The organism is Pseudomonas sp. ES4 (assembly GCF_050586665.1).
In the GTDB taxonomy this organism is placed as follows: domain Bacteria; phylum Pseudomonadota; class Gammaproteobacteria; order Pseudomonadales; family Pseudomonadaceae; genus Aquipseudomonas; species Aquipseudomonas frederiksbergensis.
This window is the reverse complement of sequence record NZ_JBOBDO010000013.1, coordinates 23,289-45,208: the sequence shown is the minus strand read 5'-3', so window position 1 is coordinate 45,208 and position 21,920 is coordinate 23,289. Positions and strand designations below refer to the sequence as shown.

21 protein-coding genes, 1 pseudogene and 1 riboswitch are annotated in these 21,920 nt (G+C 61.2%); of the genes and pseudogenes, 6 read left to right on the top strand and 16 right to left on the bottom strand.

What is annotated here, in order from left to right:
- Positions 1 to 76: 76 nt before the first annotated feature.
- Genes ACQ4OB_RS15920 through cobO form a run of 6 tightly spaced genes read right to left on the bottom strand, consistent with a single transcriptional unit; the run spans position 77 to position 6,084 of the window.
- On the bottom strand, positions 77 to 1,528 hold the full coding sequence (locus tag ACQ4OB_RS15920; RefSeq protein WP_430956016.1) for a cobyric acid synthase: 1,452 nt from the start codon (positions 1,526 to 1,528) through the stop codon (positions 77 to 79).
- On the bottom strand, positions 1,525 to 2,517 hold the full coding sequence (gene cobD / locus ACQ4OB_RS15915; RefSeq protein ID WP_430956015.1) for a threonine-phosphate decarboxylase CobD: 993 nt from the start codon (positions 2,515 to 2,517) through the stop codon (positions 1,525 to 1,527). Before cobD ends, ACQ4OB_RS15920 begins: the two co-directional genes overlap by 4 nt.
- Positions 2,510 to 3,418 (bottom strand): adenosylcobinamide-phosphate synthase CbiB, encoded by a 909-nt coding sequence (gene cbiB, locus ACQ4OB_RS15910; RefSeq protein ID WP_074874707.1) that lies wholly within the window; start codon positions 3,416 to 3,418, stop codon positions 2,510 to 2,512. Before cbiB ends, cobD begins: the two co-directional genes overlap by 8 nt.
- Positions 3,415 to 4,065: a 5,6-dimethylbenzimidazole synthase gene (gene bluB / locus ACQ4OB_RS15905; protein ID WP_430956014.1), complete on the bottom strand. Its 651-nt coding sequence runs from the start codon at positions 4,063 to 4,065 to the stop codon at positions 3,415 to 3,417. The genes cbiB and bluB overlap by 4 nt, the downstream gene beginning before the upstream one ends.
- On the bottom strand, positions 4,062 to 5,462 hold the full coding sequence (locus tag ACQ4OB_RS15900; RefSeq protein WP_102614658.1) for a cobyrinate a,c-diamide synthase: 1,401 nt from the start codon (positions 5,460 to 5,462) through the stop codon (positions 4,062 to 4,064). The genes bluB and ACQ4OB_RS15900 overlap by 4 nt, the downstream gene beginning before the upstream one ends.
- A gap of 10 nt (positions 5,463 to 5,472) precedes the next feature.
- A complete protein-coding gene (gene cobO / locus ACQ4OB_RS15895; RefSeq protein ID WP_430956013.1) occupies positions 5,473 to 6,084 on the bottom strand; it encodes a cob(I)yrinic acid a,c-diamide adenosyltransferase in 612 nt (203 codons plus the stop codon).
- An 81-nt stretch (positions 6,085 to 6,165) separates the two neighbouring features.
- Positions 6,166 to 6,396, bottom strand: a riboswitch (cobalamin riboswitch).
- Between the two features lie 154 nt (positions 6,397 to 6,550).
- Between cobO and ACQ4OB_RS15890 the strand changes: the two genes are divergently transcribed.
- Both ACQ4OB_RS15890 and ACQ4OB_RS15885 read left to right on the top strand, forming a co-directional pair.
- Positions 6,551 to 7,135, top strand: a complete 585-nt coding sequence (locus ACQ4OB_RS15890; protein ID WP_074874699.1) for a hypothetical protein — start codon at positions 6,551 to 6,553, stop codon at positions 7,133 to 7,135.
- Positions 7,136 to 7,202: 67 nt separating this feature from the next.
- Positions 7,203 to 8,510 (top strand): PQQ-dependent sugar dehydrogenase, encoded by a 1,308-nt coding sequence (locus ACQ4OB_RS15885; protein WP_430956012.1) that lies wholly within the window; start codon positions 7,203 to 7,205, stop codon positions 8,508 to 8,510.
- Between the two features lie 118 nt (positions 8,511 to 8,628).
- Here the strand turns inward: ACQ4OB_RS15885 and ACQ4OB_RS15880 are convergent, their stop codons facing one another.
- From ACQ4OB_RS15880 to ACQ4OB_RS15855, 6 genes are all read right to left on the bottom strand, one after another.
- Complete coding sequence (locus ACQ4OB_RS15880; protein WP_076030220.1) at positions 8,629 to 9,282, bottom strand: O-methyltransferase; 654 nt, start codon at positions 9,280 to 9,282, stop codon at positions 8,629 to 8,631.
- Positions 9,283 to 9,297: 15 nt separating this feature from the next.
- Positions 9,298 to 9,834 (bottom strand): C40 family peptidase, encoded by a 537-nt coding sequence (locus ACQ4OB_RS15875; RefSeq protein WP_076031556.1) that lies wholly within the window; start codon positions 9,832 to 9,834, stop codon positions 9,298 to 9,300.
- Between the two features lie 164 nt (positions 9,835 to 9,998).
- Positions 9,999 to 10,646 (bottom strand): C40 family peptidase, encoded by a 648-nt coding sequence (locus tag ACQ4OB_RS15870; protein ID WP_076030219.1) that lies wholly within the window; start codon positions 10,644 to 10,646, stop codon positions 9,999 to 10,001.
- A 214-nt stretch (positions 10,647 to 10,860) separates the two neighbouring features.
- A complete protein-coding gene (gene hda, locus ACQ4OB_RS15865; protein WP_008148645.1) occupies positions 10,861 to 11,565 on the bottom strand; it encodes a DnaA regulatory inactivator Hda in 705 nt (234 codons plus the stop codon).
- Positions 11,566 to 11,795: 230 nt separating this feature from the next.
- Entirely contained in the window at positions 11,796 to 12,869 is a 1,074-nt protein-coding gene (locus tag ACQ4OB_RS15860; protein ID WP_074874691.1) for an AI-2E family transporter, read from the bottom strand.
- Positions 12,870 to 12,904: 35 nt separating this feature from the next.
- Positions 12,905 to 13,963 (bottom strand): DUF2066 domain-containing protein, encoded by a 1,059-nt coding sequence (locus tag ACQ4OB_RS15855; RefSeq protein WP_102614661.1) that lies wholly within the window; start codon positions 13,961 to 13,963, stop codon positions 12,905 to 12,907.
- A gap of 382 nt (positions 13,964 to 14,345) precedes the next feature.
- Here ACQ4OB_RS15855 and purM point away from each other — a divergent pair, with 382 nt between their 5' ends.
- The 3 genes from purM to ACQ4OB_RS15840 are packed head-to-tail and all read left to right on the top strand — an operon-like array spanning position 14,346 to position 16,788.
- Positions 14,346 to 15,404 carry a phosphoribosylformylglycinamidine cyclo-ligase gene (gene purM / locus ACQ4OB_RS15850; RefSeq protein ID WP_074874687.1) on the top strand — a complete coding sequence of 353 codons (1,059 nt, stop codon included), beginning with the start codon at positions 14,346 to 14,348 and terminating at the stop codon, positions 15,402 to 15,404.
- 11 nt (positions 15,405 to 15,415) lie between these two features.
- Positions 15,416 to 16,066 (top strand): phosphoribosylglycinamide formyltransferase, encoded by a 651-nt coding sequence (purN, locus tag ACQ4OB_RS15845; protein WP_074880550.1) that lies wholly within the window; start codon positions 15,416 to 15,418, stop codon positions 16,064 to 16,066.
- 8 nt (positions 16,067 to 16,074) lie between these two features.
- Positions 16,075 to 16,788 carry a DUF3108 domain-containing protein gene (locus ACQ4OB_RS15840; RefSeq protein ID WP_102614662.1) on the top strand — a complete coding sequence of 238 codons (714 nt, stop codon included), beginning with the start codon at positions 16,075 to 16,077 and terminating at the stop codon, positions 16,786 to 16,788.
- 63 nt (positions 16,789 to 16,851) lie between these two features.
- Here the strand turns inward: ACQ4OB_RS15840 and ACQ4OB_RS15835 are convergent, their stop codons facing one another.
- The 4 genes and pseudogenes from ACQ4OB_RS15835 to ACQ4OB_RS15820 all read right to left on the bottom strand — a co-directional run.
- The gene (locus ACQ4OB_RS15835; RefSeq protein ID WP_102614663.1) at positions 16,852 to 18,030 is read right to left on the bottom strand and encodes a cystathionine gamma-synthase; all 1,179 of its coding nucleotides are present in this window, start codon (positions 18,028 to 18,030) and stop codon (positions 16,852 to 16,854) included.
- Positions 18,027 to 19,403, bottom strand: a complete 1,377-nt coding sequence (locus ACQ4OB_RS15830) for a pyridoxal-phosphate dependent enzyme (protein WP_430956011.1) — start codon at positions 19,401 to 19,403, stop codon at positions 18,027 to 18,029. Before ACQ4OB_RS15830 ends, ACQ4OB_RS15835 begins: the two co-directional genes overlap by 4 nt.
- A 169-nt stretch (positions 19,404 to 19,572) precedes the next feature.
- Positions 19,573 to 20,436: a methyl-accepting chemotaxis protein gene (locus ACQ4OB_RS15825; protein ID WP_404942553.1), complete on the bottom strand. Its 864-nt coding sequence runs from the start codon at positions 20,434 to 20,436 to the stop codon at positions 19,573 to 19,575.
- Positions 20,428 to 21,198: pseudogene (locus ACQ4OB_RS15820) on the bottom strand (MCP four helix bundle domain-containing protein); the annotation flags it as partial. The gene ACQ4OB_RS15825 and the pseudogene ACQ4OB_RS15820, both read right to left, overlap by 9 nt.
- 253 nt (positions 21,199 to 21,451) lie before the next feature.
- Here ACQ4OB_RS15820 and ACQ4OB_RS15815 point away from each other — a divergent pair.
- The gene (locus tag ACQ4OB_RS15815; RefSeq protein ID WP_074874677.1) at positions 21,452 to 21,868 is read left to right on the top strand and encodes an OsmC family protein; all 417 of its coding nucleotides are present in this window, start codon (positions 21,452 to 21,454) and stop codon (positions 21,866 to 21,868) included.
- Positions 21,869 to 21,920 lie beyond the last annotated feature (52 nt).

Sequence of the window (21,920 nt, the reverse complement as noted above, 5' to 3'; positions counted from 1 at the left end):
AGCAGGCTCGCTCCCACAGGTGATCGCATTCCAATGTGGGAGCGAGCCTGCTCGCGATGGGGCCGCAACAGCCACCTTAAATCCCGCAGAGCTCACGCAACAGTCGGGTATCCAGATGCTTCTCCACCAGATCCGCCAGCCGCTCGATATCGCGCTCACGTAACGCGTGATAATCCACGTCCTGCACAGCCTGCAAACCGGCCCAGCGCAACAGCGCACTGCACGCCGCAAGCGATTCAAACAAGCCATGCAAATAGGTACCGAAAATCTGCCCGTCCACACTTTGCGCACCGTCGCAGCGACCGTCGTCCAGCAGCACCGCGGCGTTTTCCAGCGCCGGTCCGGTGGTGACCCCGGCATGAATTTCATAGCCGCTGACCGGCGCGTCTTCCAGCGCCAGACGCCCGCGCACATTGCGCAATTGCTTCTCTTCTTCGAGCCGGGTTTCGAATGCCAACAAGCCCAGACCGGCGCTGGAACCCGGGGCGCCTTCGAGGCCCAGCGGGTCGTGGACCTGTTCGCCGAGCATTTGCAGACCGCCGCAAATCCCCAGCACTTTGCCGCCATAACGCAGATGACGACTGATCGCAGTGTCCCAGCCGTTGGCCCGCAGATACGCGAGGTCATTGCGCACGCTTTTCGAGCCGGGAAGAATTATCAGGTCGGCCGGTGGAATCGCCTGACCGGGGCCGACAAATTGCAGATCCACCTGCGGATGCAGGCGCAACGGATCGAAATCGGTGTGGTTGCTGATGCGCGGCAGCACCGGCACCACCACTTTCAGGACGTGGTCGGCCTTGTCGGTCTGACGCTGATCGATGCCGTCCTCGGCTTCCAGGTGCAAGTCCATCACGTAAGGCAGAACGCCGATCACCGGTTTGCCGGTGCGCGCTTCCAGCCAGTCCAGCCCCGGTTGCAGCAAAGCGATATCGCCGCGAAACCGATTGATGATGAAGCCTTTGATCCGCGCTTGCTCGCTGGGCGACAGCAGTTCCAGCGTGCCCACCAGATGCGCGAAAACCCCGCCGCGATTGATGTCGGCAATCAGCACCACCGGACAATCCACGGCTTCGGCGAATCCCATGTTGGCGATGTCGCCGGCACGCAGATTGATCTCGGCCGGCGAGCCCGCGCCTTCGACCATGACCACTGGATACGCCGCGCTCAGTCGTTCATGGGAGGCCAGCACTGCTTGCATGGCAATGGCTTTGTAGTCGTGATACGCGACTGCGTTCATCGTCGTGACGGCGCGGCCATGGATGATCACTTGGGCGCCAGTGTCGCTGTTGGGCTTGAGCAGCACCGGGTTCATGTCGGTGTGCGGCTCGAGGTTGGCGGCCTGGGCCTGCACCGCTTGCGCACGACCGATCTCGCCACCGTCGGCGGTCACGGCACTGTTGAGCGCCATGTTCTGTGGTTTGAACGGTACGACGCTGACGCCCTGACGCGTGACCCAGCGGCACAACGCCGTTACCAGCGTACTTTTACCGGCGTCGGAAGTGGTGCCTTGCACCATCAAGGTAGTCATTGGGTTTCCTCAGCGTAGGCTTCGAACGCTTGCGCGAGACGTGTCCAGTCGGCTTCATCGGCGGGCAAGCCGAAACGCAGGCTGCTGTTGTGCGTGAACATTCGCAGCAGAATGCCGCGCCGGGCCATGAAGGCATGCAGCTCTTCGGCGCGTTCGGTGATCAGCCATTGGAACAAGGCGCAGCCGCCCTGTGGTTCGAAGCCGTGGTGTTCAAGCAGCAGCGCCAGACGTTTGCTGGCCTCTTCTGTGCGAACCCGTTGCCGGATATGCCCTTCGGTATCCAGCAGGCAGGCCTGACCCAGTACCCGCGTCGGCCCGCTGACCGCCCAAGGCCCGACTTGCTCGGCCAGCAACTTGAGCACCTTGCGCTCAGCCAGAACGAAACCCAGACGCACACCGGCCAGGCCGAAAAACTTGCCGAAGGAACGCAGCACGATCAACCCGACCTGATTGGCAAAAGGTGCCAGGCTCAGCTGCGGCGTGTTGTCCATGAATGCCTCGTCCACCACCAGCCAGCCACCGCGTTGGGCCAGCCGCGTGTGCCAGTCGAGCAAGCGACTGGGTGTCAGGCTCAGGCCGGTAGGATTGTTCGGATTGACCACCACCAGCACGTCGAGGCTGTCGAGAAAGAAGTCGACTTCCTGCTCCAGCACTTCACGCACGATGTAGCCATTGCGGCGCCACGCTTCGGCATGTTCGGCGTAACACGGCGAGAGCACGCCGACCTTACCGGCCCGGCGCAAACGTGGCAGCAACTGGATCGCCATTTGCGAGCCGGCCACCGGCAGCACCTGGGCAGCGCCGTAATATTCACAGGCCGCCTGCTCCAGACCGTCATCGGTTTCCGGCAACCGCGCCCACGCCCGCAACGGAATCTCCGGGACCGGAAACGGCCAGGGCGCGAGGCCGCTGGACAGGTCGAGCCAATCGGCTTCGGCGATGCCGTACTCGAGCGCCGCCTTGCGTAACCGCCCACCGTGCTCAAGCATAAAATTCAGCCCCCACGCAGAGGATCAGCAACCATAACCATACCCCGCGCTGGACCAATTGCCAGCCGCGGTCGATGGAGTCGGCGTCTGCCGGTTCGCCTTCGCCCAATGGCGGACGCTGATGCAGTTCGCCGTGATAAATCGCCGCCCCGCCCAACTCGACGCCGAGCGCACCGGCACCGGCCGCCATCACCGGACCGGCATTCGGGCTGTCCCAGGTTCGGCCCTGGGTGCGCCAGCATTTCAGCGCCAGGCGGGTTTTGCCCAGCAGCGCGTAGGTCAGGGCCACCAGGCGTGCAGGAATATAGTTGAGGACATCGTCGATCTTTGCCGCGGCCCAGCCAAAACGCTCGAAGCGTTCATTGCGGTAACCCCACATCGCATCCAGCGTGTTGCTCAAACGGTAGAGCACCACGCCTGGCGCGCCGGCCACGGCAAACCAGAACAGCGCAGCGAATACCGCATCGCTGCCGTTCTCCAGCACCGATTCGGTGGCGGCGCGGGCGACTTCGGTCTTGTCCAGTTCGCTGGTCTGGCGGCTGACCAGATAACTGACCCGTGTGCGCGCCTCGTCCAGGTCATCACCGCGCAGCGCCTTGGCCACCGGCTCGACGTGTTCACCGAGGCTGCGCATGCCGAGGGCGCAATAGAGCAGGAGAATCTCGACGATCCAGCCGATGTAGGGCGCCCAGGAAAATGCGGTGGCCAGCAGGGTCAGCGGCAACACCGCGATCACCCAGGCAGTGACGCCATGGCTGCGCCAGCCGCGACCTTCACCATTGAAACGTTGCTCGATTCGGTCGGCAAAGCGGCCGAACGCCACCAGCGGATGCCAGCGTTTGGGTTCACCCAGCAGCGCATCCAGCGCAACCGCGGCGACACTCAACAACGCCACACTCATTGACTCACTCCCCAATAATTTTCATACAGCAGTTCACTGAGCGGACGCGTCTGCGCCCAGCCTTCGAGTACCAGCATCGGCGCCGGATAGAACTCCGTGACCGGCCCCAGGCAAAGAACGGCCAAGGGTTTGGCACCCGCGGGAAAACCCAACAGGTCCGCCAGGGCTTGCGGCTCGAACAGCGAGACCCAGCCCATGCCCAATCCTTCAGCGCGGGAGGCCAGCCACAGGTTCTGGATCGCGCAGGAGAGCGACGCCATGTCCATTTCCGGCATCGTGCGCCGGCCGAAGATGTGACGCTCGCGATCGTCCATCAGCGCGGCGACCAGCACCTCGGCGCAGTCGTTGATGCCTTCGACTTTCAACTTCATGAATTCGTCGGTGCGTTCGCCGAGGGCTTCGGCGGTGCGGATGCGTTCTTCTTCCACCAGTGACTGGATCTTGCCGCGCAGGGCTCGATCGCTGATGCGGATGAACCGCCAGGGCTGCATCAGGCCGACGCTCGGCGCCTGGTGTGCAGCTTCGAGCAGGCGCTGCAGCAACTCAGGCTCGACGGTGCCGCCGCTGAAATGACGCATGTCGCGGCGTTCGCCGATGGCTCGGTAGACCGCCGCGCGTTCGGCTTCGGAAAATGCGTTGTCGGTCATGGCCTCTTCGCGAGCAAGCCCGCTCCCACAGTGGAAGGTGTGCTATCTGAAGAAACGCGGTCCCCTGTGGGAGTGAGCCTGCTCGCGATGGCGTCCTTATGGTCAGGCACAAACAGCGCGGCAATCGCCAATGGATTGGACGGAAAATAAAAGTGCACATAAGAAGCCGTCATCCGCCCCTCACGATAAACCGCCTCCGCCCCTCGCCCACCATTCGGGCTCAGCCCACGAGCAATCGGCTCAAGCTCAGTGCTGGTCAACGAGTGGTGATAGGTGTGCCCGCGCAACAAACCTTCCGGCAATTCGACGGCCTGCAACGCCAACGCGGCCAGACGCTTTTGCATCACCGCATCCCCCGTCAGCAAGCCAACCAGTTCAGCGCGAGTGCCCTCGACATCGGTCAACGAATCGAGCAGATACAGCATGCCGCCGCACTCGGCCAACAACGGCTTACCCGCCGCATGGTGAGCGCGGATTGCGGCCAGCATCGTGGTGTTCTGTGACAGCGCCACGTGATGCAATTCAGGATAACCGCCAGGCAGATAGAGGCTGTCTGCCTCCGGCAGTTGCATGTCACGGATCGGCGAGAAAAACGACAACTCGGCGCCCATGGCCCGCAGCAGATCCAGGCTCGCGCCGTAGGTAAACGCAAAGGCTTCGTCCCGGGCCACGGCAATTCGCACACCGGCCAGCAAGGGTTCGGCTGCGATCATTTCAGGCGCGGCGAATTCCACAGCCGGTGGTAGAGCGACATCGCAACTGCTGGCCAATGACTCGGCGGCGGCATCGAGGCGCAGGTCGAGATCGTTCAACTCACTGGCCTGAACCAGCCCGAGGTGCCGACTCGGCAATTCGATACCGGTTTCCCGGGACAGCGCGCCATACCAGCGCAAACCTTCAGTCAGACTGCCTTCGAGCAACTGCGCATGGCGCACGGTGCCGACGCGGTTGGCCAGCACACCGGCAAACGGCAAGTCCGGCTGATACTTCGCCAGCCCCAACGCCAATGCGCCAAAGGTCTGGGCCATGGCGGTGCCGTCGATCACGCCGAGCACCGGCACACCGAAGTGCCGCGCCAGATCAGCGCTGGACGGCGTACCGTCGAACAGCCCCATGACGCCTTCGATGAGGATCAGATCGGCTTCGCCGGCCGCTTCCCACAACAGTCGACGACTTTCCTGCTCGCCGACCATCCACATGTCCAGTTGATACACCGGCGCACCGCTGGCGCGCTCGAGAATCATCGGGTCGAGAAAGTCCGGCCCGCATTTGAACACGCGCACCTTGCGCCCCTGATTGCGATGCAAACGGGCCAGCGCGGCGGTGACGGTGGTCTTGCCCTGACCGGAGGCCGGTGCGGCAATCAATACCGCCGGGCATTGACGATGGCTATTCATAAAGTGCAGCTCACAACTCGACGCCTTTTTGCGCTTTGATTCCGGCCTGGAACGCGTGCTTGATCACGCCCATTTCGGTGACGGTGTCGGCCAGCTCGATCATCTCCGGCTTGGCGCCGCGACCGGTGACTACCACGTGCTGCATTGGCGGACGGGCCTGCAAGTCGCTGAGCACCTGATCGAGATCCAGATAACCGTGCTTGAGCGCGATGTTCAATTCATCCAGCACCACCAGGCCGATCGACGGATCACGCAGCAATTCGCGCGACACTGCCCACGCGGCTTGCGCGGCGGCGATGTCACGCTGGCGATCCTGGGTTTCCCAGGTGAAGCCCTCGCCCATCACATGAAAACGCACCTGCTCCGGGAAGCGCCGGAAGAACAGCTCCTCGCCGGTGCTGTTGCGCCCCTTGATGAACTGCACCACGCCACACTGCATGCCGTGGCCCATGGACCGGGCGAGCATGCCGAAGGCCGAACTGCTTTTGCCTTTGCCGTTGCCGGTCAGCACCAGCAGCAGGCCGCATTCATTCGGGGAATTGGCGATGCGTTCGTCGATCACGGCTTTTTTGCGCAGCATGCGCGCCAGATGACGTTCGTCACGATCGGGGGTATCAGTCATGGGGGAGCTCTCCGTTGAGGCTGGATAACGGCGGGCAGGCACAAGAATAGACGGCAACAAGCCTGGCATCGCCCACCGTGATGCCGCTGGATGGATCAGGCCGGTCTCCGGGCTCATGAGCGGCGATTTGCCTGACTGCGCGCCTTCCCATGTCGACGACACAGTGGCTCAAGGCGCAGTTTTTACTCATTTACCGTTGCGGGGGCAGCGCCGGGATCATGGCTCTTCGTCGCTTGAAGAGCGTCACTCACCGGCTTCCCTGTTTCACTCTGTCAACCAAGGTCACAGAGCACCTGAAACAAGCCGCGAAGGTTAGAGGGTTGGGGATGGAGCGTCAATTGAAGACGGGCAGCCTGGGAGCGAATAACTGCTGTCGATCAATTATCTGACGCCAATCTTGTGCCACACTCCCAGCAGTGATATCAAAGAGCCACAATCTCACAACACAATAACAAGGGTGAGCCACATGCAAGGCATGATCATCAGCAATCCGAAGCTGGAATTCCTGCGACCGGTGCTGGAACGCTGGTTTGACTGTATCGACCGCTACAACGCCGTGCGCGGCGATAACGAAACGCCTTACTGGTTCGATGAAAAAGCCAACCTGAGCCTGCTGTCCGCCGCAGCCTGGATGGCAGAGATGGTTACGCTGCAGCAAACACCAACTCGTAAACAGGTCGAAGAAGGCGAACGCAATGGCCGCGCCGATCTGTTTATCGCGACGAGCGAAGAACGCGCTTACCTTCAGGCGACCCAGCGCTGGCCACGGGTCAACAACCTGAACCTGACTCAAGCGTTGCAGGACATCACCAGCGAAGCCAAACGCATCAGTTACGCCAGCGACCTGAAACTCGGCTGCCTATTCGTCGCACCGCAAAAAGCCCAACAAAGCGCCACCCCGGAAGAACTCCAGGACATGGTCGACGACCTGCAAAAGGAACACACATGCGCGGTGGCCTGGTACTTCCCCTATGCCTATCGCAAGTTGCGCAATGAAGCCGGCAACTATCACCCCGGCATCGCCGTGCTGTTCAAGGAAGCCCGCGGCTGACCGGTTGAACCATCGCGCACTGCACTTCTCTATTGATTAGCTCACTGCATTCATAGGGAAGATCAGCATGCGCAAGCCTCAGCTCGCTCTCGTCATCGTGCTCGCCGGAGGGCTTGCCGCCTGTGGTGAAACCGCCAGGCTGCAAGTCTCCGACGGCACCGGCCCATCGCCCAAGCTGCCAGAACCGAACAAGACCCTGATCCCGACGGTGAACATCGCCCCGGCGATCGGCTGGCCGGACGGCGCAAAACCTATCGCCGCGACAGGAACTCAGGTGGTGGCTTTTGCCGAAGGCCTCGATCACCCGCGCTGGCTCTACGTGCTGCCCAACGGCGACGTGCTGGTCGCCGAAACCAACGCACCCGCCAAACCCGATGCCGGCATTCGTGGCTGGATCATGGGCAAAGTCATGGGCCGTGCCGGCGCCGGCGTACCGAGCCCGAACCGCATCACGCTGCTGCGGGACAAGGACCACGACGGCATCGCCGAAACCCGTACGGTGTTCCTGGAAAACCTCAACTCGCCCTTCGGCATGACCCTGGTCGGCAATGACCTGTACGTCGCCGACACGGACCGCTTGCTGCGCTTCCACTATGAAAACGGCGAGACGGCGATCAAGTCACAGCCGATGAAGGTGATCGACCTGCCGGGCGGGACGCTGAATCACCACTGGACCAAAAACGTTATCGCCAGCAAGGACGGCAGCAAGCTGTACGTCACCGTGGGCTCGAACAGCAACATCGGTGAAAACGGCATGGATCAGGAGGAAGGTCGCGCGGCAATCTGGGAAGTGGATCGCGCCACCGGTAATCATCGGATCTTCGCCTCGGGGATTCGTAATCCAAACGGCCTGGCCTGGGAACCTCGCAGCGGCGCATTGTGGACAGCGGTCAATGAGCGCGACGAAATCGGCAGCGATTTGGTGCCGGATTACATCACTTCAGTGAAGGACGGCGGGTTTTACGGCTGGCCTTACAGTTATTACGGTCAGCATGTCGATGTTCGCGTCAAGCCGCAAAACCCCGACCTGGTGGCCAAGGCCATTGCGCCGGACTACGCGGTCGGCCCGCATACCGCCTCGTTGGGCCTGACGTTCGCTGAAGGCAACAGACTGCCGGCGCAATTCAAGGAAGGAGCATTCATCGGCCAGCATGGGTCATGGAACCGTAAACCGCACAGTGGCTACAAAGTGATCTTCGTACCGTTCAGCGCAGGGAAACCGAGCGGGCCGCCGATTGATGTGCTCACTGGCTTCCTCAATAACGAGGAAAAAGCCATGGGCCGGCCGGTGGGTGTAGTGATTGATCAGCAGGGGGATTTGTTGGTGGCGGATGACGTGGGCAACAAGGTGTGGCGCGTGTCGGCGGCTCAATAACTGCAATACACATCAACTGTGGGAGCGAGCCTGCTCGCGATGAGGCCGGTACACCCGACATTGAACTTGCCTGACCCACCGCTATTCGCGAGCAAGCCCGCTTCCACAAGAACCGCGTTCAGCGCTTGCGGCAGAGTGTGAGCCCATCCCCCAACGGCAACAGCGACAAATCCACACGCGAGTCATCCTTCAAGGCGCAATTGAGCGCCTGGATGGCTCGGGTGTCTTCACTCTCGGGATTGTCCTCAAGCACCCGACCACTCCACAGCGTGTTATCAAACACCGCCAGCCCGCCGACGCGCAGCAGACGCAATGCATGCTCCAGGTAAAGGGGGTAGTTGGCTTTGTCGGCATCGATAAAGATCAGGTCGAATGACTCTGGCTGATCCAGCTGAGCCAGGGTTTCCAGCGCGGGCGCCAAACGCAGATCGATCCGCGCGGCAAGTCCCGCTTCCTGCCAGTAACGGCGCGCGGTGGCGTTGTAGTCACCGGGAATGTCACAGCAGATCAGCGAACCGTCATCCGGCAGCGCAGCCGCCATGCACAAGGCGCTGTAACCGGTGAAAGTACCGATTTCCAGCAGGCGCCTGGCACCGATGAGTTTCACCAATAGCGCGAGGAATTGCCCCTGCTCCGGCGCCACCTGCCAGCGAGCCATGGGCAGCGCCTGGGTTTCGTCACGCAAACGCTTGAGCAACGGCGTTTCGCGCAGGGAAACGTCGAGCAGGTATTGATACAGGGAATCGTCGAGATTGAGTGTGCGAGCGGTCATGACAACCTCTGCCCTTTAGGGATTGCGTGCCAAGTGCTCAGGTTGCAAGACGCGCTTGGCGCTCAGATAGGCTTTCTGCCAGTAAGCTTTGGACAAGCTGTCGAGCTTCACCGTGCCGCCGGTGGCTGGCGCATGGACGAAGCGACCTTCGCCGACGTAGATCCCGGCGTGGCTGACCTGAGAACCGCCATTGGTGGCGAAGAAGATCAGGTCACCGGTTTGCAGGCCTTCCTTGCCCACGCTGGCCGCCTGCATGCCGATCATCTCGCGCGTGGTCCGTGGCAGGGAAATGCCGGTGACATCACGGTAGACATAACCGATCAGCCCGCTGCAATCGAAACCCGAATCCGGCGTGTTGCCACCCCAGCGATACGGCGTGCCTACCAGGCCGAGCGCGCGGAACAAGACGTCTTCTGCCTCAGGCGAGAATGCTTGGGAGGAACTGAAAACAATCGGCGCGCGAACCACCGGTGCAGGTGGCGGTGTACGGCTGGCGCAGGCACTGAGCAGCGCTGCGAAGAACATGATTGCGAGGCGGGCCGACGTCGACATAGGCAGAACATCCTGATCTGGCTGCGGCTTTTTCTGCAGGGGCGCAGAAAAGAAAACCGCCTGCGCAGGACGCAGGCGGTTTGCCATCAATAATAGATCAGGATTCTAGCTGCTACGGGGCAAACTTCAAGTAAGACTTTAAGTTCACCTTACAAACTGTCCGCTTACTTGCGCGCCGTGACGATCGGGGCCGTCGCCGGTGCCATCGCGAGAGCGCGTTTGGCTTCGATGAAAGTCTTGCTCCAGTAGCTGTCGCCCAGGCTATCGATCCGCACACCACCACTACGACGGCTGCTGGAATGGATGAACTGGTTGTCACCCAGGTAGATCCCGGCGTGACTGACGCGGCCGCGACGGCCATTGGTGGCGAAAAACAGCAAGTCGCCCGGCTCCAGTTTGCTGCGAGAAACCAGAGGAGCGTCGACGTTGATCATTTCGCGGGTGGAACGTGGCAGGTTCAGGCCGGCTTCTTCACGAAACAGGTAACCGATGAAGCCGCTGCAATCAAATCCTGCTTCGGAGGTGCCGCCGAAACGGTAACGGGTACCGATCAGGGACATGCCGCGTTCAAGGATGCTGTCGGCCAGAACCGGAAGCTGATACGACTTGCCGCCGGCGAAGTCTGCCAGTTCTTTTTCGCTGGCCGCTTCTTCCTGCTCAAGCGCTTGTTGATAAAGAACGGAAGATTGGGCGGTAGCAGAGTTTTTAACCTGCTGTTGTTGCTCTTGCTGGGACACTGGAGAGTGAGCAGCGCAACCGAACAACAGGGTGACGAGTGCGAGAGGCACGAGGGGTGCAAAGCGATTTAGCATGGGCACGACCGTGGCTGATAGTTCTAAGAAGCCGAGACTATGCCTACTATCAAACTCATTTGCAAATTCAATCGACCTTTATGTGACTTCTTGGTTTCGCGTTTACATCTAAGCGCTTAAGCCCGTTTTAGACGTTCGCGCAGCCTGCAACCCTGTAGGAAAGCGGATTTCTTGACGCCTGAAATATGCCGAAACCCGCTACAGGCCTTGGTTTTCACCAGCCTAGCGTTTCTTTCAGGAACGGGATGGTCAGCTTGCGTTGAGCCTGGAGGGAAGCCTGATCGAGACGTTCAAGCAGCTCGAAAAGCGCACTCATGCTGCGCGTACCGCGGGTCAAGATGAAATGCCCGACTTCATCGGTCAGGTGCAGGCCACGACGCGAGGCGCGCAGTTGCAAGGCACGCAATTTGTCTTCATCGGAGAGCGGACGCATCTGAAAGATCAGCGCCAGAGTCAGACGGGATTTGAGGTCCGCCAGCTTCACTGGCAGTTCACGCGGGGAGGTCGATGCGGCGATCAGCAGGCGCCGACCGCTGTCACGCAGACGATTGAACAGATGAAACAACGCCTCTTCCCAATCCGCCCGACCAGCCACCGCCTGCAAATCATCCAGGCAGACCAGTTCGTACTGTTCGAGGTTGTCGAGGATCGCGATACCGCGATCGAGCAGTTCGGCCAACGGCAAATACACCGCCGGCTCTCCCAGTTGCTCGAAGCGCAGGCAGGCCGCCTGCAACAAGTGCGTACGCCCTACCCCGTCCTTGCCCCAGAGATAAATCAGGCTTTCGGTCCAGCCGGCGTCGGCTTCGCATAGCCGCTCGACATAGCCGAGTGCAGCGGCATTGGCGCCTGGATAGTAATTGATAAAGGTAGCGTCATCACGCAGACGCACACCTAGGGGCAGCTGAATCGGTTTCATGCTGACTGAACAGTTCCAAAGGAACCGTTAGTGGCCTCTGTGTAAAGTTTGCGAAGTTTATACCCGTGAGGCGGGTCGCACAATGCGACAGACCACAAGCAAAATCAAAGGTTTGCGTTAACACCCTGGTTTTATGACAGTTTCTTTGGCGGCGCAGGTGACAGCCGCGCGAGGGATTCGGGCCAGCCCGGCAATGCACCAGGCTGGCCGCGATGGTTGATCAGCCGCTCTTAAATCCCGGACTCATCAACACCGCTGTACATATCAGAATCTTTATACAAATCATGCATATGGCGCACCAGCACCATGATCACAGCCGCCACCGGCAGCGCCAGCAGGACGCCGGTAAATCCGAACAGCTCGCCCCCAGCCAGAATCGCGAAGATCACCGCCACCGGGTGCAGACCGATCTTGTCCCCCACCAACAATGGCGTGAGCACCATGCCTTCCAGCGCCTGCCCAACCATGAACACCGCGACGATACCGAACAGGGGATACAGATCGCCGCCGAACTGGAACAGACCGGCAATCAAGGCCGCGCCGATCCCGATGACGAACCCCATGTACGGCACGATCGCCGCCAGACCGGCAATCAACCCGATCAACAGCCCCAGCTCCAGCCCGATCAACATCAGGCCGGCCGCGTAGATCACGCCCAACGCCACCATCACCAGCAACTGCCCGCGCACGAACGCACCGAGCACTTCATGGCATTCACCTGCCAGGGTCATAACCCGCTCTTCGCGGTCACGGGGCAGCAGGCTGCGGATCTTGGCCATCATCAGGTCCCAGTCCCGCAGCAGATAGAAGACTACTACCGGGATCAGCACCAGATTCGCCAGCAAGCCAATCAATGCAAGGCCGGAGGCCGTTGCCTGACTCAGCACCACTCCGACGATGTCAGTGGTCTGGCCCATGTGCTCGCTGATCGCAGCCTTGAGCTTGTCGAACTTCCAGAAATTATCCGACAGTCCGAATTTCGATTGTGCCCATGGCAGTGCAGTGTGCTGCAACCAATCGAGCATCTGCGGCGTCAGCTCATACAAGCGAAACAACTGCTTGGCGAGCATGGGTATCAACACCAACAGCAATGCCGTGAAGATCAAGGTAAACAGCGCAAACACCGCCACCACGCCCCAGGTCCGGGACAGGCCGGCCTTCTCCAGCCGATCCACCAGCGGGTCGAACAGATAGGCCAGCAGCAATGCGATCAGGAACGGGGTCAGGATCGGATGCAACAACCAGACAAACACGCAGAGCAGAACCACCCCACCCAACCAGAACCAACGCCGCGTATCGGCCATGTACCACTCCATGCATCTATATAAAGAAAGAAAACTTACCAACGGAAACGCAGCTGCGGCGTCGGTGCCGGCGTTGGCGCTACGGCCGGTGTCGAACCGGCGGCCGGCTGAACGGGGGTGGCGGGGGCTGGTGCCTCACCCGCTGGAACTTCCTGCAACCTGGCCAGCGACAATTGCGCCTTCAACTGTTCGGCACTGCCGTTGACCCGATAAAGAATCCGGTCGCCGTCGACACTTTGCAGGCGCGCACCAAACGGTTCCAGCAAGCGCCCAAGCGCCGCGTAGTGTTCCAGATTCATGCCCTGCACCTCGAGCAATTGTTCGCCCGAAGCCCCCGGCTTGACGACAAACCGCGGTGCCAGCCGCTGACTGACCGCCAGCATCACCGCATCGGCCACCGCGGCCTGATCCGCGCCCTGCACGCTGCCCGCCTCCTTTTTGTCGCCGAGCCACAAATTCCACTTGGCCTGCCACTGTCCGCCCTCTTCACGCGCATGCACCGCGAGCAAGGCGTCAGCGTTGTAACGCTCCGATGCCCCGCGCAGTGGCGTCGCGTCCGTACCTTCCAGATTCGGTGCGGTGGCGACGATCTGCTCGCTCAGATCGGCCAGCGGCAAACGCAGCGGCAAGCCACGGTGTTGCGCCGCTCGACGCAACGGCGCAGCACTGGCCTGGCCATCGCCGACCAGGCTCGAACCCTCGGTGGAATCGTTCAACCACCAGCCGAGGATCGAAGGCCGGTTTGCCCCCCACAACGACAGCCCGGCACGGCGCAATGCCTGCTCGGTGGAGGCCGGGTCGAAATCGACCTTCAGCACTTCCGGCGGGCCGGCGTCAAAGCCGTACTGACTGATGATTTGCTGCGGATCCTTGCGCAGTGCCGCCAACCCCGGACTTTGTGCAGCCTTGGGATCGCCGGTCAGCCGCAACACCAGCGTCTCCAGCGCTTGCTGGGTCGCTTGATCGCGCACTTCCGGGGTTTGACCACTGACAGGCTGACGCACCTGATACAGATTTTTTACGGTTTCGGCATGACTCGCCAGGCTGACCAATGACATACAGCCCGCAAACAAAAATCTAGAAAAAAAACGCATGGCGGATTCCTGACGACAAGAGCGGCTGGAACAGGCCGCGTGAACCGGATTGAGCAAGGCTGTGACCACGCCCCCCAGCAAAACATTCACCTGACCCTGGTAAGTTTTTGCACTGTCCTAACGATAGACGGTTAATAGCGATACCTTATACAGCCATGAAGGAGGCGACCAACACGGGCAATGAAGGTTTTTTTAAGCGGATATGCCCCTGCTGTCGGCCTGAGGATGGCCGCTGCCCCTCAAGCCTGATAAAATCGCGCGCCTTCGCAGACCGGCAACAGCCGGGCACCCTGAAATTCGCGGATGGCAATCGCCTTCTTCAGTTTCGGTGGTCCCACTGGACTCGGTCGTTACCCCTGAATCCCCCCTAAAGGCCTGGATCATGAGCAAGCAACCCTCCCTGAGCTACAAGGACGCCGGTGTAGACATCGACGCCGGTGAAGCATTGGTCGAACGCATCAAGAGCGTCGCCAAGCGCACTGCGCGCCCGGAAGTCATGGGCGGCCTGGGCGGTTTCGGCGCCCTCTGCGAAATCCCGGCCGGCTACAAGCAGCCCGTGCTGGTTTCCGGCACCGACGGCGTCGGCACCAAGCTGCGCCTGGCGCTGAACCTGAACAAGCACGACAGCATCGGCATCGACCTGGTTGCCATGTGCGTGAACGACCTGGTGGTCTGCGGCGCAGAGCCGCTGTTCTTCCTCGACTACTATGCCACCGGCAAACTCAACGTCGAAACCGCGACCCAGGTCGTGACCGGCATTGGCGCTGGCTGTGAATTGTCCGGCTGTTCCCTGGTTGGCGGCGAAACCGCTGAAATGCCAGGCATGTATGAAGGTGAAGACTATGACCTGGCCGGCTTCTGCGTCGGCGTCGTGGAAAAGTCTGAAATCATCGACGGTTCCAAAGTCGCTGCAGGCGATGCCCTGCTCGCCCTGCCGTCTTCCGGCCCGCACTCCAACGGCTACTCGCTGATCCGCAAGATCATCGAAGTGTCCGGTGCAGACATCGAAAATATCCAGCTCGACGGCAAACCGCTGACCGACCTGCTGATGGCCCCGACCCGCATCTACGTGAAGCCGCTGCTCAAGCTGATCAAGGAAACCGGCGCCGTCAAAGCCATGGCCCACATCACCGGTGGTGGCCTGCTGGACAACATCCCGCGCGTTCTGCCAAAAGGCGCACAAGCGGTGGTTGACGTTGCAAGCTGGACTCGCCCTGCCGTGTTCGACTGGCTGCAAGAGAAAGGCAACGTCGACGAAAACGAAATGCACCGCGTGCTGAACTGCGGCGTCGGCATGGTCATCTGCGTTGCTCAAGAGCACGTCGAAACCGCGCTGAACGTATTGCGTGAAGCCGGCGAGCAGCCTTGGGTCATCGGTCAGATCGCCACCGCTGCCGAAGGCGCGGCTTCGGTTGAACTGAAGAACCTCAAGGCACACTGATGCAAGAGCGGATGTCCCAGACCTGTGATGTGGTGGTGCTGTTGTCCGGCACCGGCAGTAACTTGCAGGCCTTGATCGACAGCACGCGGACCGGCGACAGCCCGGCCCGCATCGCTGCGGTGATTTCCAACCGCGCCGACGCCTATGGCCTGCAACGCGCCAGGGACGCGGGTATCGACACCCGCACCCTGGATCACAAGGCTTTCGAAGGCCGCGAGGCCTTCGATGCCGCGCTGATCGAACTGATCGATGCGTTCAATCCAAAACTCGTGGTACTGGCCGGGTTCATGCGCATTCTCAGCGCTGACTTCGTGCGCCACTACGCGGGTCGCCTGCTCAACATCCATCCCTCGCTGCTGCCCAAATACAAAGGCTTACACACTCATCAGCGCGCGCTGGAAGCCGGCGACACCGAGCACGGCTGCTCCGTGCACTTCGTCACCGAGGAACTCGATGGCGGACCACTGGTCGTACAGGCAGTAATACCGGTAGAGTTGCACGATTCGCCGCAGAGTCTGGCGCAGCGAGTTCATACCCAGGAACACCTGATCTACCCGTTGGCTGTACGCTGGTTTGCCGAAGGTCGTTTATCACTCGGCGAGCAAGGTGCTTTACTGGATGGAAAGTTGCTCGCGGCCAGCGGCCACTTGATTCGAACCTAGGAGATTTTATGCGTCGCGCCCTGCTCTTCGCTTGCGCTCTGCTCGCACTGCCCTTTGCGCAGGCTGCAGAACTTCAACCTTTCTCCGCCAGCTACACCGCTGACTGGAAGCAGTTGCCCATGAGCGGCACCGCTGAACGCAGCCTGACCAAACAAGCCAACGGCGCCTGGAAGCTCAGCTTCAAGGCCTCGATGATGATCGCCAGCCTGACCGAAGAAAGCACCCTGACTTTGGACAAGGACACCTTGCTGCCGCAGTCCTACCACTTCGAACGTGGCGGCCTGGGCAAAGCCAAGAAGGCTGACCTGGATTTCGACTGGACCAACAAAATGGTCACCGGCACCGATCGCGGTGATCCGGTCAAGATCCCGCTCAACCGCGGCATGGTCGACAAGTCCACTTATCAGCTCGCCCTGCAGCACGACGTGGCCGCTGGCAAGAAAAGCATGAGCTATCAGGTCGTCGACGATGGTGAAGTCGATACCTATGATTTCCGCGTGCTGGGTTCGGAAAAGGTCGACACCAAGGCTGGCCAGATCGAAGCAATCAAGGTCGAGCGCGTGCGCGACCCGACACAAAGCAAGCGCATCACCGTCCTGTGGTTCGCCAAGGATTGGGATTACCTGCTGGTTCGTCTGCAACAGGTTGAAACCGACGGCAAGGAGTACAACATCATGCTTCTCGACGGTACGGTCAACGGCAAGGCTGTCAAAGGCAGCTGATCCGGCTCGACAGCAAAATCCGGAATCCGATAAGGGTTCCGGATTTTTTTTGCCTGCTGATTTTCAGATCCGCGCCAGCGCCTGTGCCAGGTCGTCGCGCAGGTCTTCGACATCCTCGATCCCCACAGACAACCGCACCAACGCATCACCGATGCCGAGTTGCGCACGGGTCTCTTGAGGGATGCTGGCGTGGGTCATGATCGCCGGGTGCTCGATCAGGCTTTCCACCCCGCCCAGGCTCTCGGCCAAGGCAAAGATCCGCACACTCTCGAGGAAGCGCGTGGCACCGGCCAGGTCGCTGTTCAGGTCGAGGGAAATCATCCCACCGAAACCTCGCATCTGCCGCTGCGCCAGTACGTGCTGCGGGTGCGACGGCAGGCCCGGGTAATACACGCGCGCCACCTGCGGCTGACGCTCCAGCCATTGCGCCAGGTCCAGCGCGTTGTTGCAGTGGCGCTCCATGCGCAGCGCCAGGGTCTTCACGCCGCGCAGGGTGAGGAAAGCGTCGAACGGCCCGGCAATCGCGCCTACCGAGTTCTGCAGGAAGCCCAGACGCTCCGCCAGGTCTGCGTTTTGTCCAACCACCGCGATGCCGCCGATCACGTCGGAGTGGCCGTTCAGGTACTTGGTGGTCGAGTGCAGCACGATGTCGAAGCCCTGCTCCAGCGGGCGTTGTATCCACGGGCTGGCAAAGGTGTTGTCGGCCACACAAATGATGCCTCGCGAGCGACAGATGCGTCCGACGGCAGCGAGGTCCGTCAGGCTCAGCAAGGGATTGCTTGGCGTCTCGACCCAAACCATCTTCGTGTCGGGCTGCAGTGCCGCTTCGAATCCCTCCAGGTCAGTCAGATCGACGAAGCTGAAGCGATGCCCGGCGCTGCGTTTGCGCACCTTGTCGAACAGCCGAAAGGTGCCGCCGTACAAATCATTGCCGGAGACGATGTGCGAGCCCGCGTCGAGCAATTCGAGCACGGTGGAAATCGCCGCCAGCCCCGACGCGAACGCGAAGGCTCGGGTGCCGCCCTCGAGGTCTGCAACGCAACGCTCCAGCGCAAAGCGCGTCGGGTTGTGCGAGCGCCCGTAGTCGAAGCCTTTGTGCACACCGGGGCTCTGCTGCAAATAGGTGGAGTTGGCATAAATCGGCGGCATCAGCGCACCGGTGGAAGGGTCGGGCGTTTGCCCGGCATGGATCACACGGGTGGCGAAGGCGCGTGGTACTGCGTTTTCGTCGTGTTGACTCATGTAAGGGATCTCCGTAGGTGAATGAGCATGTCGACTCGAGTAATCAAGCCGTAGAAGCCCGAAGCGTCGGCGATGATCGCCACCAGCCCACGGTCGAGCTCCGCTCGCAGTTCCGCCAGACTGGCGCTGGGCGGCAGGGTTTGCAGCTTGTCGGTCATCGCGCTGGCCACGCTCATGCGAAAGTGCGAAGCATCTTCCTGCAGGCCAAGCAGAATGTCGGACTCGTCGATCACGCCGACCAGCCGCTGCCCGCCCTCCAGCACCGGCAGTTGCGACACGTCCGCCAGGCGCATGCGCTGGAACGCGGTGAGCAGTGTGTCGTCCGGGCCCACGCTGATCACCCGGCCATCCTCGAAACGCCGCGAGATCAGGTCGCGCAGATCGCCATAATGTTTGTATTGCAACAGGCCCTGGTCGTTCATCCACTGGTCGTTGTAGACCTTCGACAGATAGCGCGTGCCGGTGTCGCAGACGAAGCTGACGACCCGCTTCGGCTCGGTCTGCTCGCGGCAATAACGCAACGCCGCCGCCAGCAGGGTGCCGGTCGAAGAGCCGCCGAGTATGCCTTCGGCGCGCAACAGCTGGCGGGCATGATCGAAGCTTTCCTCGTCGCTGATCGAATAGGCGTGGCGCACGCTGGACAGGTCGGCAATCGACGGAATGAAGTCTTCGCCGATGCCTTCCACCGCCCAGGAGCCGGGCGTGTTCATGGTGCCGCTGCGGCTGTATTCGGCCATCACCGAGCCGACCGGGTCGGCCAGCACCATGACCAGGTCCGGTTGCACGCGGCGAAAGAAACGAGTCAGCCCGGTCAGCGTACCGGCCGAGCCGACGCCGACGACGATCGCGTCCACGTCATGCTGGGTCTGCGCCCAGATTTCCGGGGCGGTGCTGCATTCATGGGCCAGCGGGTTGGCCGGGTTGTTGAATTGATCGGCGAAGAAAGCGTCGGGGATTTCCAGCGCCAGCCGCGCCGCAACGTCCTGGTAGTAATCGGGATGGCCCTTGCCGACATCGGAGCGGGTGATGTGCACCTCGGCGCCCATCGCCTTGAGGTGCAAGACCTTCTCGGTGGACATCTTGTCCGGCACCACCAACACCACTCGGTAACCCTTGGCACGACCGACCAGGGCCAGGCCAAGGCCGGTGTTGCCGGCGGTGGCCTCGACGATGGTGCCGCCGGGACGCAGGCTGCCATCGCGTTCGGCCGCGTCGATCATCGCCAGACCGATGCGATCCTTGATCGAACCGCCGGGGTTCTGCGATTCGAGCTTGAGGAACAGCGTGCACGGGCCGGTATCGAAACGGCTGACGCGCACCAGCGGCGTGTTGCCGATCAGTTCGAGCACGGCGGGTCGGGAGTCGGTGGGCATGTCGTCACCTCGCTACGCAAATCAGCACTGGATGGACAGCAACCGACGGCGAGTCATCACGCGCCAGTCGCAAGTAAAGTATCGTTTGGACCATAGGCCGGGATGGCGCCACCCGCAACCTTGCACAGCCAGCCGGTAGCGCCGCCGGAACGACAAAACCGCTGCGCGTTCAGACCGAGAACCGCGCCACCATCGTGTTCAGATCGACCGCCAACCGAGACAGCTCCTGGCTCGCGGCACTGGTTTGATTTGCCCCGGCCGACGTCTGTAACGCCAGATCGCGAATGTTCATCAGGTTGCGATCCACCTCGCGCGCGACAGCCGCTTGTTCCTCCGAGGCGCTGGCGATCACCAGGTTGCGCTCATTGATCAGGGTAAACGCCGTGGCGATTTCCTCCAGCGCCGTGCCCGCCGCTTTCGCCACTTCAAGAGTCGAACGCGCGCGCGTGTTGCTCTGCTGCATCGAACTGACCGCAGCATCGGTGCCTTTCTGGATGCCGGAGATCATCTGCTCGATTTCCTGGGTCGATTGCTGCGTCCGGTGCGCCAGCGCCCGCACTTCATCGGCCACCACCGCAAAGCCGCGCCCGGCACTCCCGGCCCGCGCCGCTTCGATGGCCGCGTTCAGGGCCAGCAAGTTCGTCTGCTCGGCAATCGAGCGAATCACATCCAGGACTTTGCTGATGCCATAAACTTTCTGCGCCAGGTCCTCGACCTGGGTGGCGTTGGCGGTGACATCGTCGGCCAGGGATTCGATGGACAACACGGTCTGATGCACCTGCTCGCGACCGTGCTGGGCGATCCGGTCGGATTCCCGAGACGCTTCGGACGTGGCCACCGCATTGCTCGCGACCTCCTCCACCGCCGCGGTCATCTGATTCACCGCCGTGGCGGCCTGGTCGATTTCCAGGCTCTGTTGATGCAGGCCCCGAGTGGCCTCTTCGGTCACACAACTGAGCTGTTCCGAGGCCGAGGCCAATTGGCTGGATGAGTCGGAAATACGCCGCAGGGTTTCGCGCAAACTCCCCTGCATGCTCTTGAGGGCGTGCAGCAGCCGCGCCGGTTCGTCCTTGCCGCTGATGCTGATATCACCGGTGAGATCGCCGCCAGCCACCCCTTCAGCCACCCTCAACGATTGGGAAAGCGGCACGACAATACTGCGAGTCAGCAGCAGCGCCAGGCCGATGGTCATCAGCGCTGTCAGGCCGATCATCACCCCGACCCAGACCCGCGAATGGCTGAACACCTGGCGCGCCGCCTGCGTCGCCAGGTTAGCGTTGTGCTTGTTCAGTTCGACCAATGCCTTGAGGGTGGCGGCGATTTCATCGGCCAACGGGCTCATCTCGCCATTGAGGACAGCGGCCGCCTCCTCCACCCGTCCCTGAGCAGACAGCGTCATCACCTGAGTCTGGAACTGCAGGTATTGTTGCTCCGAGGCTTTGAAGCGATCGAACAACACACGCTCTTCGGGCAGCACGATCAGCGCGTCATAGCGCTGCCGAGGTTCATCCAGGATGCCTTTGAGCTCGTTGAGTTTGCTGACGTTTTGCGCCAGCGCCTGCGGGTCCCGATTGATCAGCAGGCGCATGGTCAATGCCCGCAGCCGCAGCATGTCCTGATTCATCTCCCCGACCGCCATCACGCTGGGCAGCCAGTTGTCATCGACCTGATCGGACTGCGCGCGCATGTTCGACATTTGCAGCAGCGCGAACGCCCCCAATCCAAACACCATTAACGCCAGCAGGCCAAAACCCAGGCCCGCGCGCGGCGCAATATTGAGACTTCTGATACTCATTGCTCTGGTTCCTTCCAAAAGCGCTGCATCAACCCTGCAGCGGGCTGCTTAAGAAGGTATCGGCCCGGAGAAATTTTGCGTAAGACGAAAACGTGATATCAAAACGCCTTAACTGCTTCGATCACCGGGCGGTAACGGTTCAGCGTTCGGGAATGGGCGAGCTATCAAGTGGAACGCGTCACTGGAAGAGTGCTCTATACCTTCAAGGTGTTTTTTGCTCGAATGACTTTTCCTGTTGCCTATGAGGTTTCCCATGACTGTCACCGTCAATACCGTTTCCACCGAAGGTTATCGTCACAGCGTCCAAATCGATGACCATGAACTGTTTGCCGACGTACCGACACTCGCCGGCGGCGAAGGCTCGGCGCCCGAGCCACACGATTACTTCGACGCCGCCCTGGGTGCCTGCAAGGCGCTGACCCTGAAGATGTACGCGAAGAAAAAAGACATCCCGCTGACCGGTGTCACGGTCGAAGTCAAACGTGACAACAGCGAAGAGCAGAAAGGTAAATATGCCCTGCACGTCAAACTGACACTCAAAGGTGTGCTCTCCGACGCTCAGCGCGACGAGTTGCACCGCGTCGCCGACCGTTGCCCGGTCCACAAGTTGATGACCACCACAGACGTCAGCATCGAAACGCACCTGGCTGAAGGTGCCTTCAGCCAATAGCGGCAAGGGCTGCGCAAGCGGGTTATGCTCCACGCATTACCCGCTCAGCCTG

What these genes read in the sequence shown, in the direction of transcription:
- cobO (WP_430956013.1), bottom strand. Translation starts at nt 6,084, where the DNA reads ATGACTGATACCCCCGATCGTGACGAACGTCATCTGGCGCGCATGCTG.
- ACQ4OB_RS15840 (WP_102614662.1), top strand. Translation starts at nt 16,075, where the DNA reads ATGCGTCGCGCCCTGCTCTTCGCTTGCGCTCTGCTCGCACTGCCCTTT.
- ACQ4OB_RS15815 (WP_074874677.1), top strand. Translation starts at nt 21,452, where the DNA reads ATGACTGTCACCGTCAATACCGTTTCCACCGAAGGTTATCGTCACAGC.
- hda (WP_008148645.1), bottom strand. Translation starts at nt 11,565, where the DNA reads ATGAAACCGATTCAGCTGCCCCTAGGTGTGCGTCTGCGTGATGACGCT.
- ACQ4OB_RS15870 (WP_076030219.1), bottom strand. Translation starts at nt 10,646, where the DNA reads ATGCTAAATCGCTTTGCACCCCTCGTGCCTCTCGCACTCGTCACCCTG.
- bluB (WP_430956014.1), bottom strand. Translation starts at nt 4,065, where the DNA reads ATGACCGACAACGCATTTTCCGAAGCCGAACGCGCGGCGGTCTACCGA.
- ACQ4OB_RS15855 (WP_102614661.1), bottom strand. Translation starts at nt 13,963, where the DNA reads ATGCGTTTTTTTTCTAGATTTTTGTTTGCGGGCTGTATGTCATTGGTC.
- ACQ4OB_RS15830 (WP_430956011.1), bottom strand. Translation starts at nt 19,403, where the DNA reads ATGCCCACCGACTCCCGACCCGCCGTGCTCGAACTGATCGGCAACACG.
- purN (WP_074880550.1), top strand. Translation starts at nt 15,416, where the DNA reads ATGTCCCAGACCTGTGATGTGGTGGTGCTGTTGTCCGGCACCGGCAGT.
- cobD (WP_430956015.1), bottom strand. Translation starts at nt 2,517, where the DNA reads ATGCTTGAGCACGGTGGGCGGTTACGCAAGGCGGCGCTCGAGTACGGC.
- ACQ4OB_RS15860 (WP_074874691.1), bottom strand. Translation starts at nt 12,869, where the DNA reads ATGGCCGATACGCGGCGTTGGTTCTGGTTGGGTGGGGTGGTTCTGCTC.
- ACQ4OB_RS15920 (WP_430956016.1), bottom strand. Translation starts at nt 1,528, where the DNA reads ATGACTACCTTGATGGTGCAAGGCACCACTTCCGACGCCGGTAAAAGT.
- purM (WP_074874687.1), top strand. Translation starts at nt 14,346, where the DNA reads ATGAGCAAGCAACCCTCCCTGAGCTACAAGGACGCCGGTGTAGACATC.
- ACQ4OB_RS15825 (WP_404942553.1), bottom strand. Translation starts at nt 20,436, where the DNA reads ATGCAGGGGAGTTTGCGCGAAACCCTGCGGCGTATTTCCGACTCATCC.
- ACQ4OB_RS15875 (WP_076031556.1), bottom strand. Translation starts at nt 9,834, where the DNA reads ATGTCGACGTCGGCCCGCCTCGCAATCATGTTCTTCGCAGCGCTGCTC.
- ACQ4OB_RS15900 (WP_102614658.1), bottom strand. Translation starts at nt 5,462, where the DNA reads ATGAATAGCCATCGTCAATGCCCGGCGGTATTGATTGCCGCACCGGCC.
- cbiB (WP_074874707.1), bottom strand. Translation starts at nt 3,418, where the DNA reads ATGAGTGTGGCGTTGTTGAGTGTCGCCGCGGTTGCGCTGGATGCGCTG.
- ACQ4OB_RS15835 (WP_102614663.1), bottom strand. Translation starts at nt 18,030, where the DNA reads ATGAGTCAACACGACGAAAACGCAGTACCACGCGCCTTCGCCACCCGT.
- ACQ4OB_RS15890 (WP_074874699.1), top strand. Translation starts at nt 6,551, where the DNA reads ATGCAAGGCATGATCATCAGCAATCCGAAGCTGGAATTCCTGCGACCG.
- ACQ4OB_RS15885 (WP_430956012.1), top strand. Translation starts at nt 7,203, where the DNA reads ATGCGCAAGCCTCAGCTCGCTCTCGTCATCGTGCTCGCCGGAGGGCTT.
- ACQ4OB_RS15880 (WP_076030220.1), bottom strand. Translation starts at nt 9,282, where the DNA reads ATGACCGCTCGCACACTCAATCTCGACGATTCCCTGTATCAATACCTG.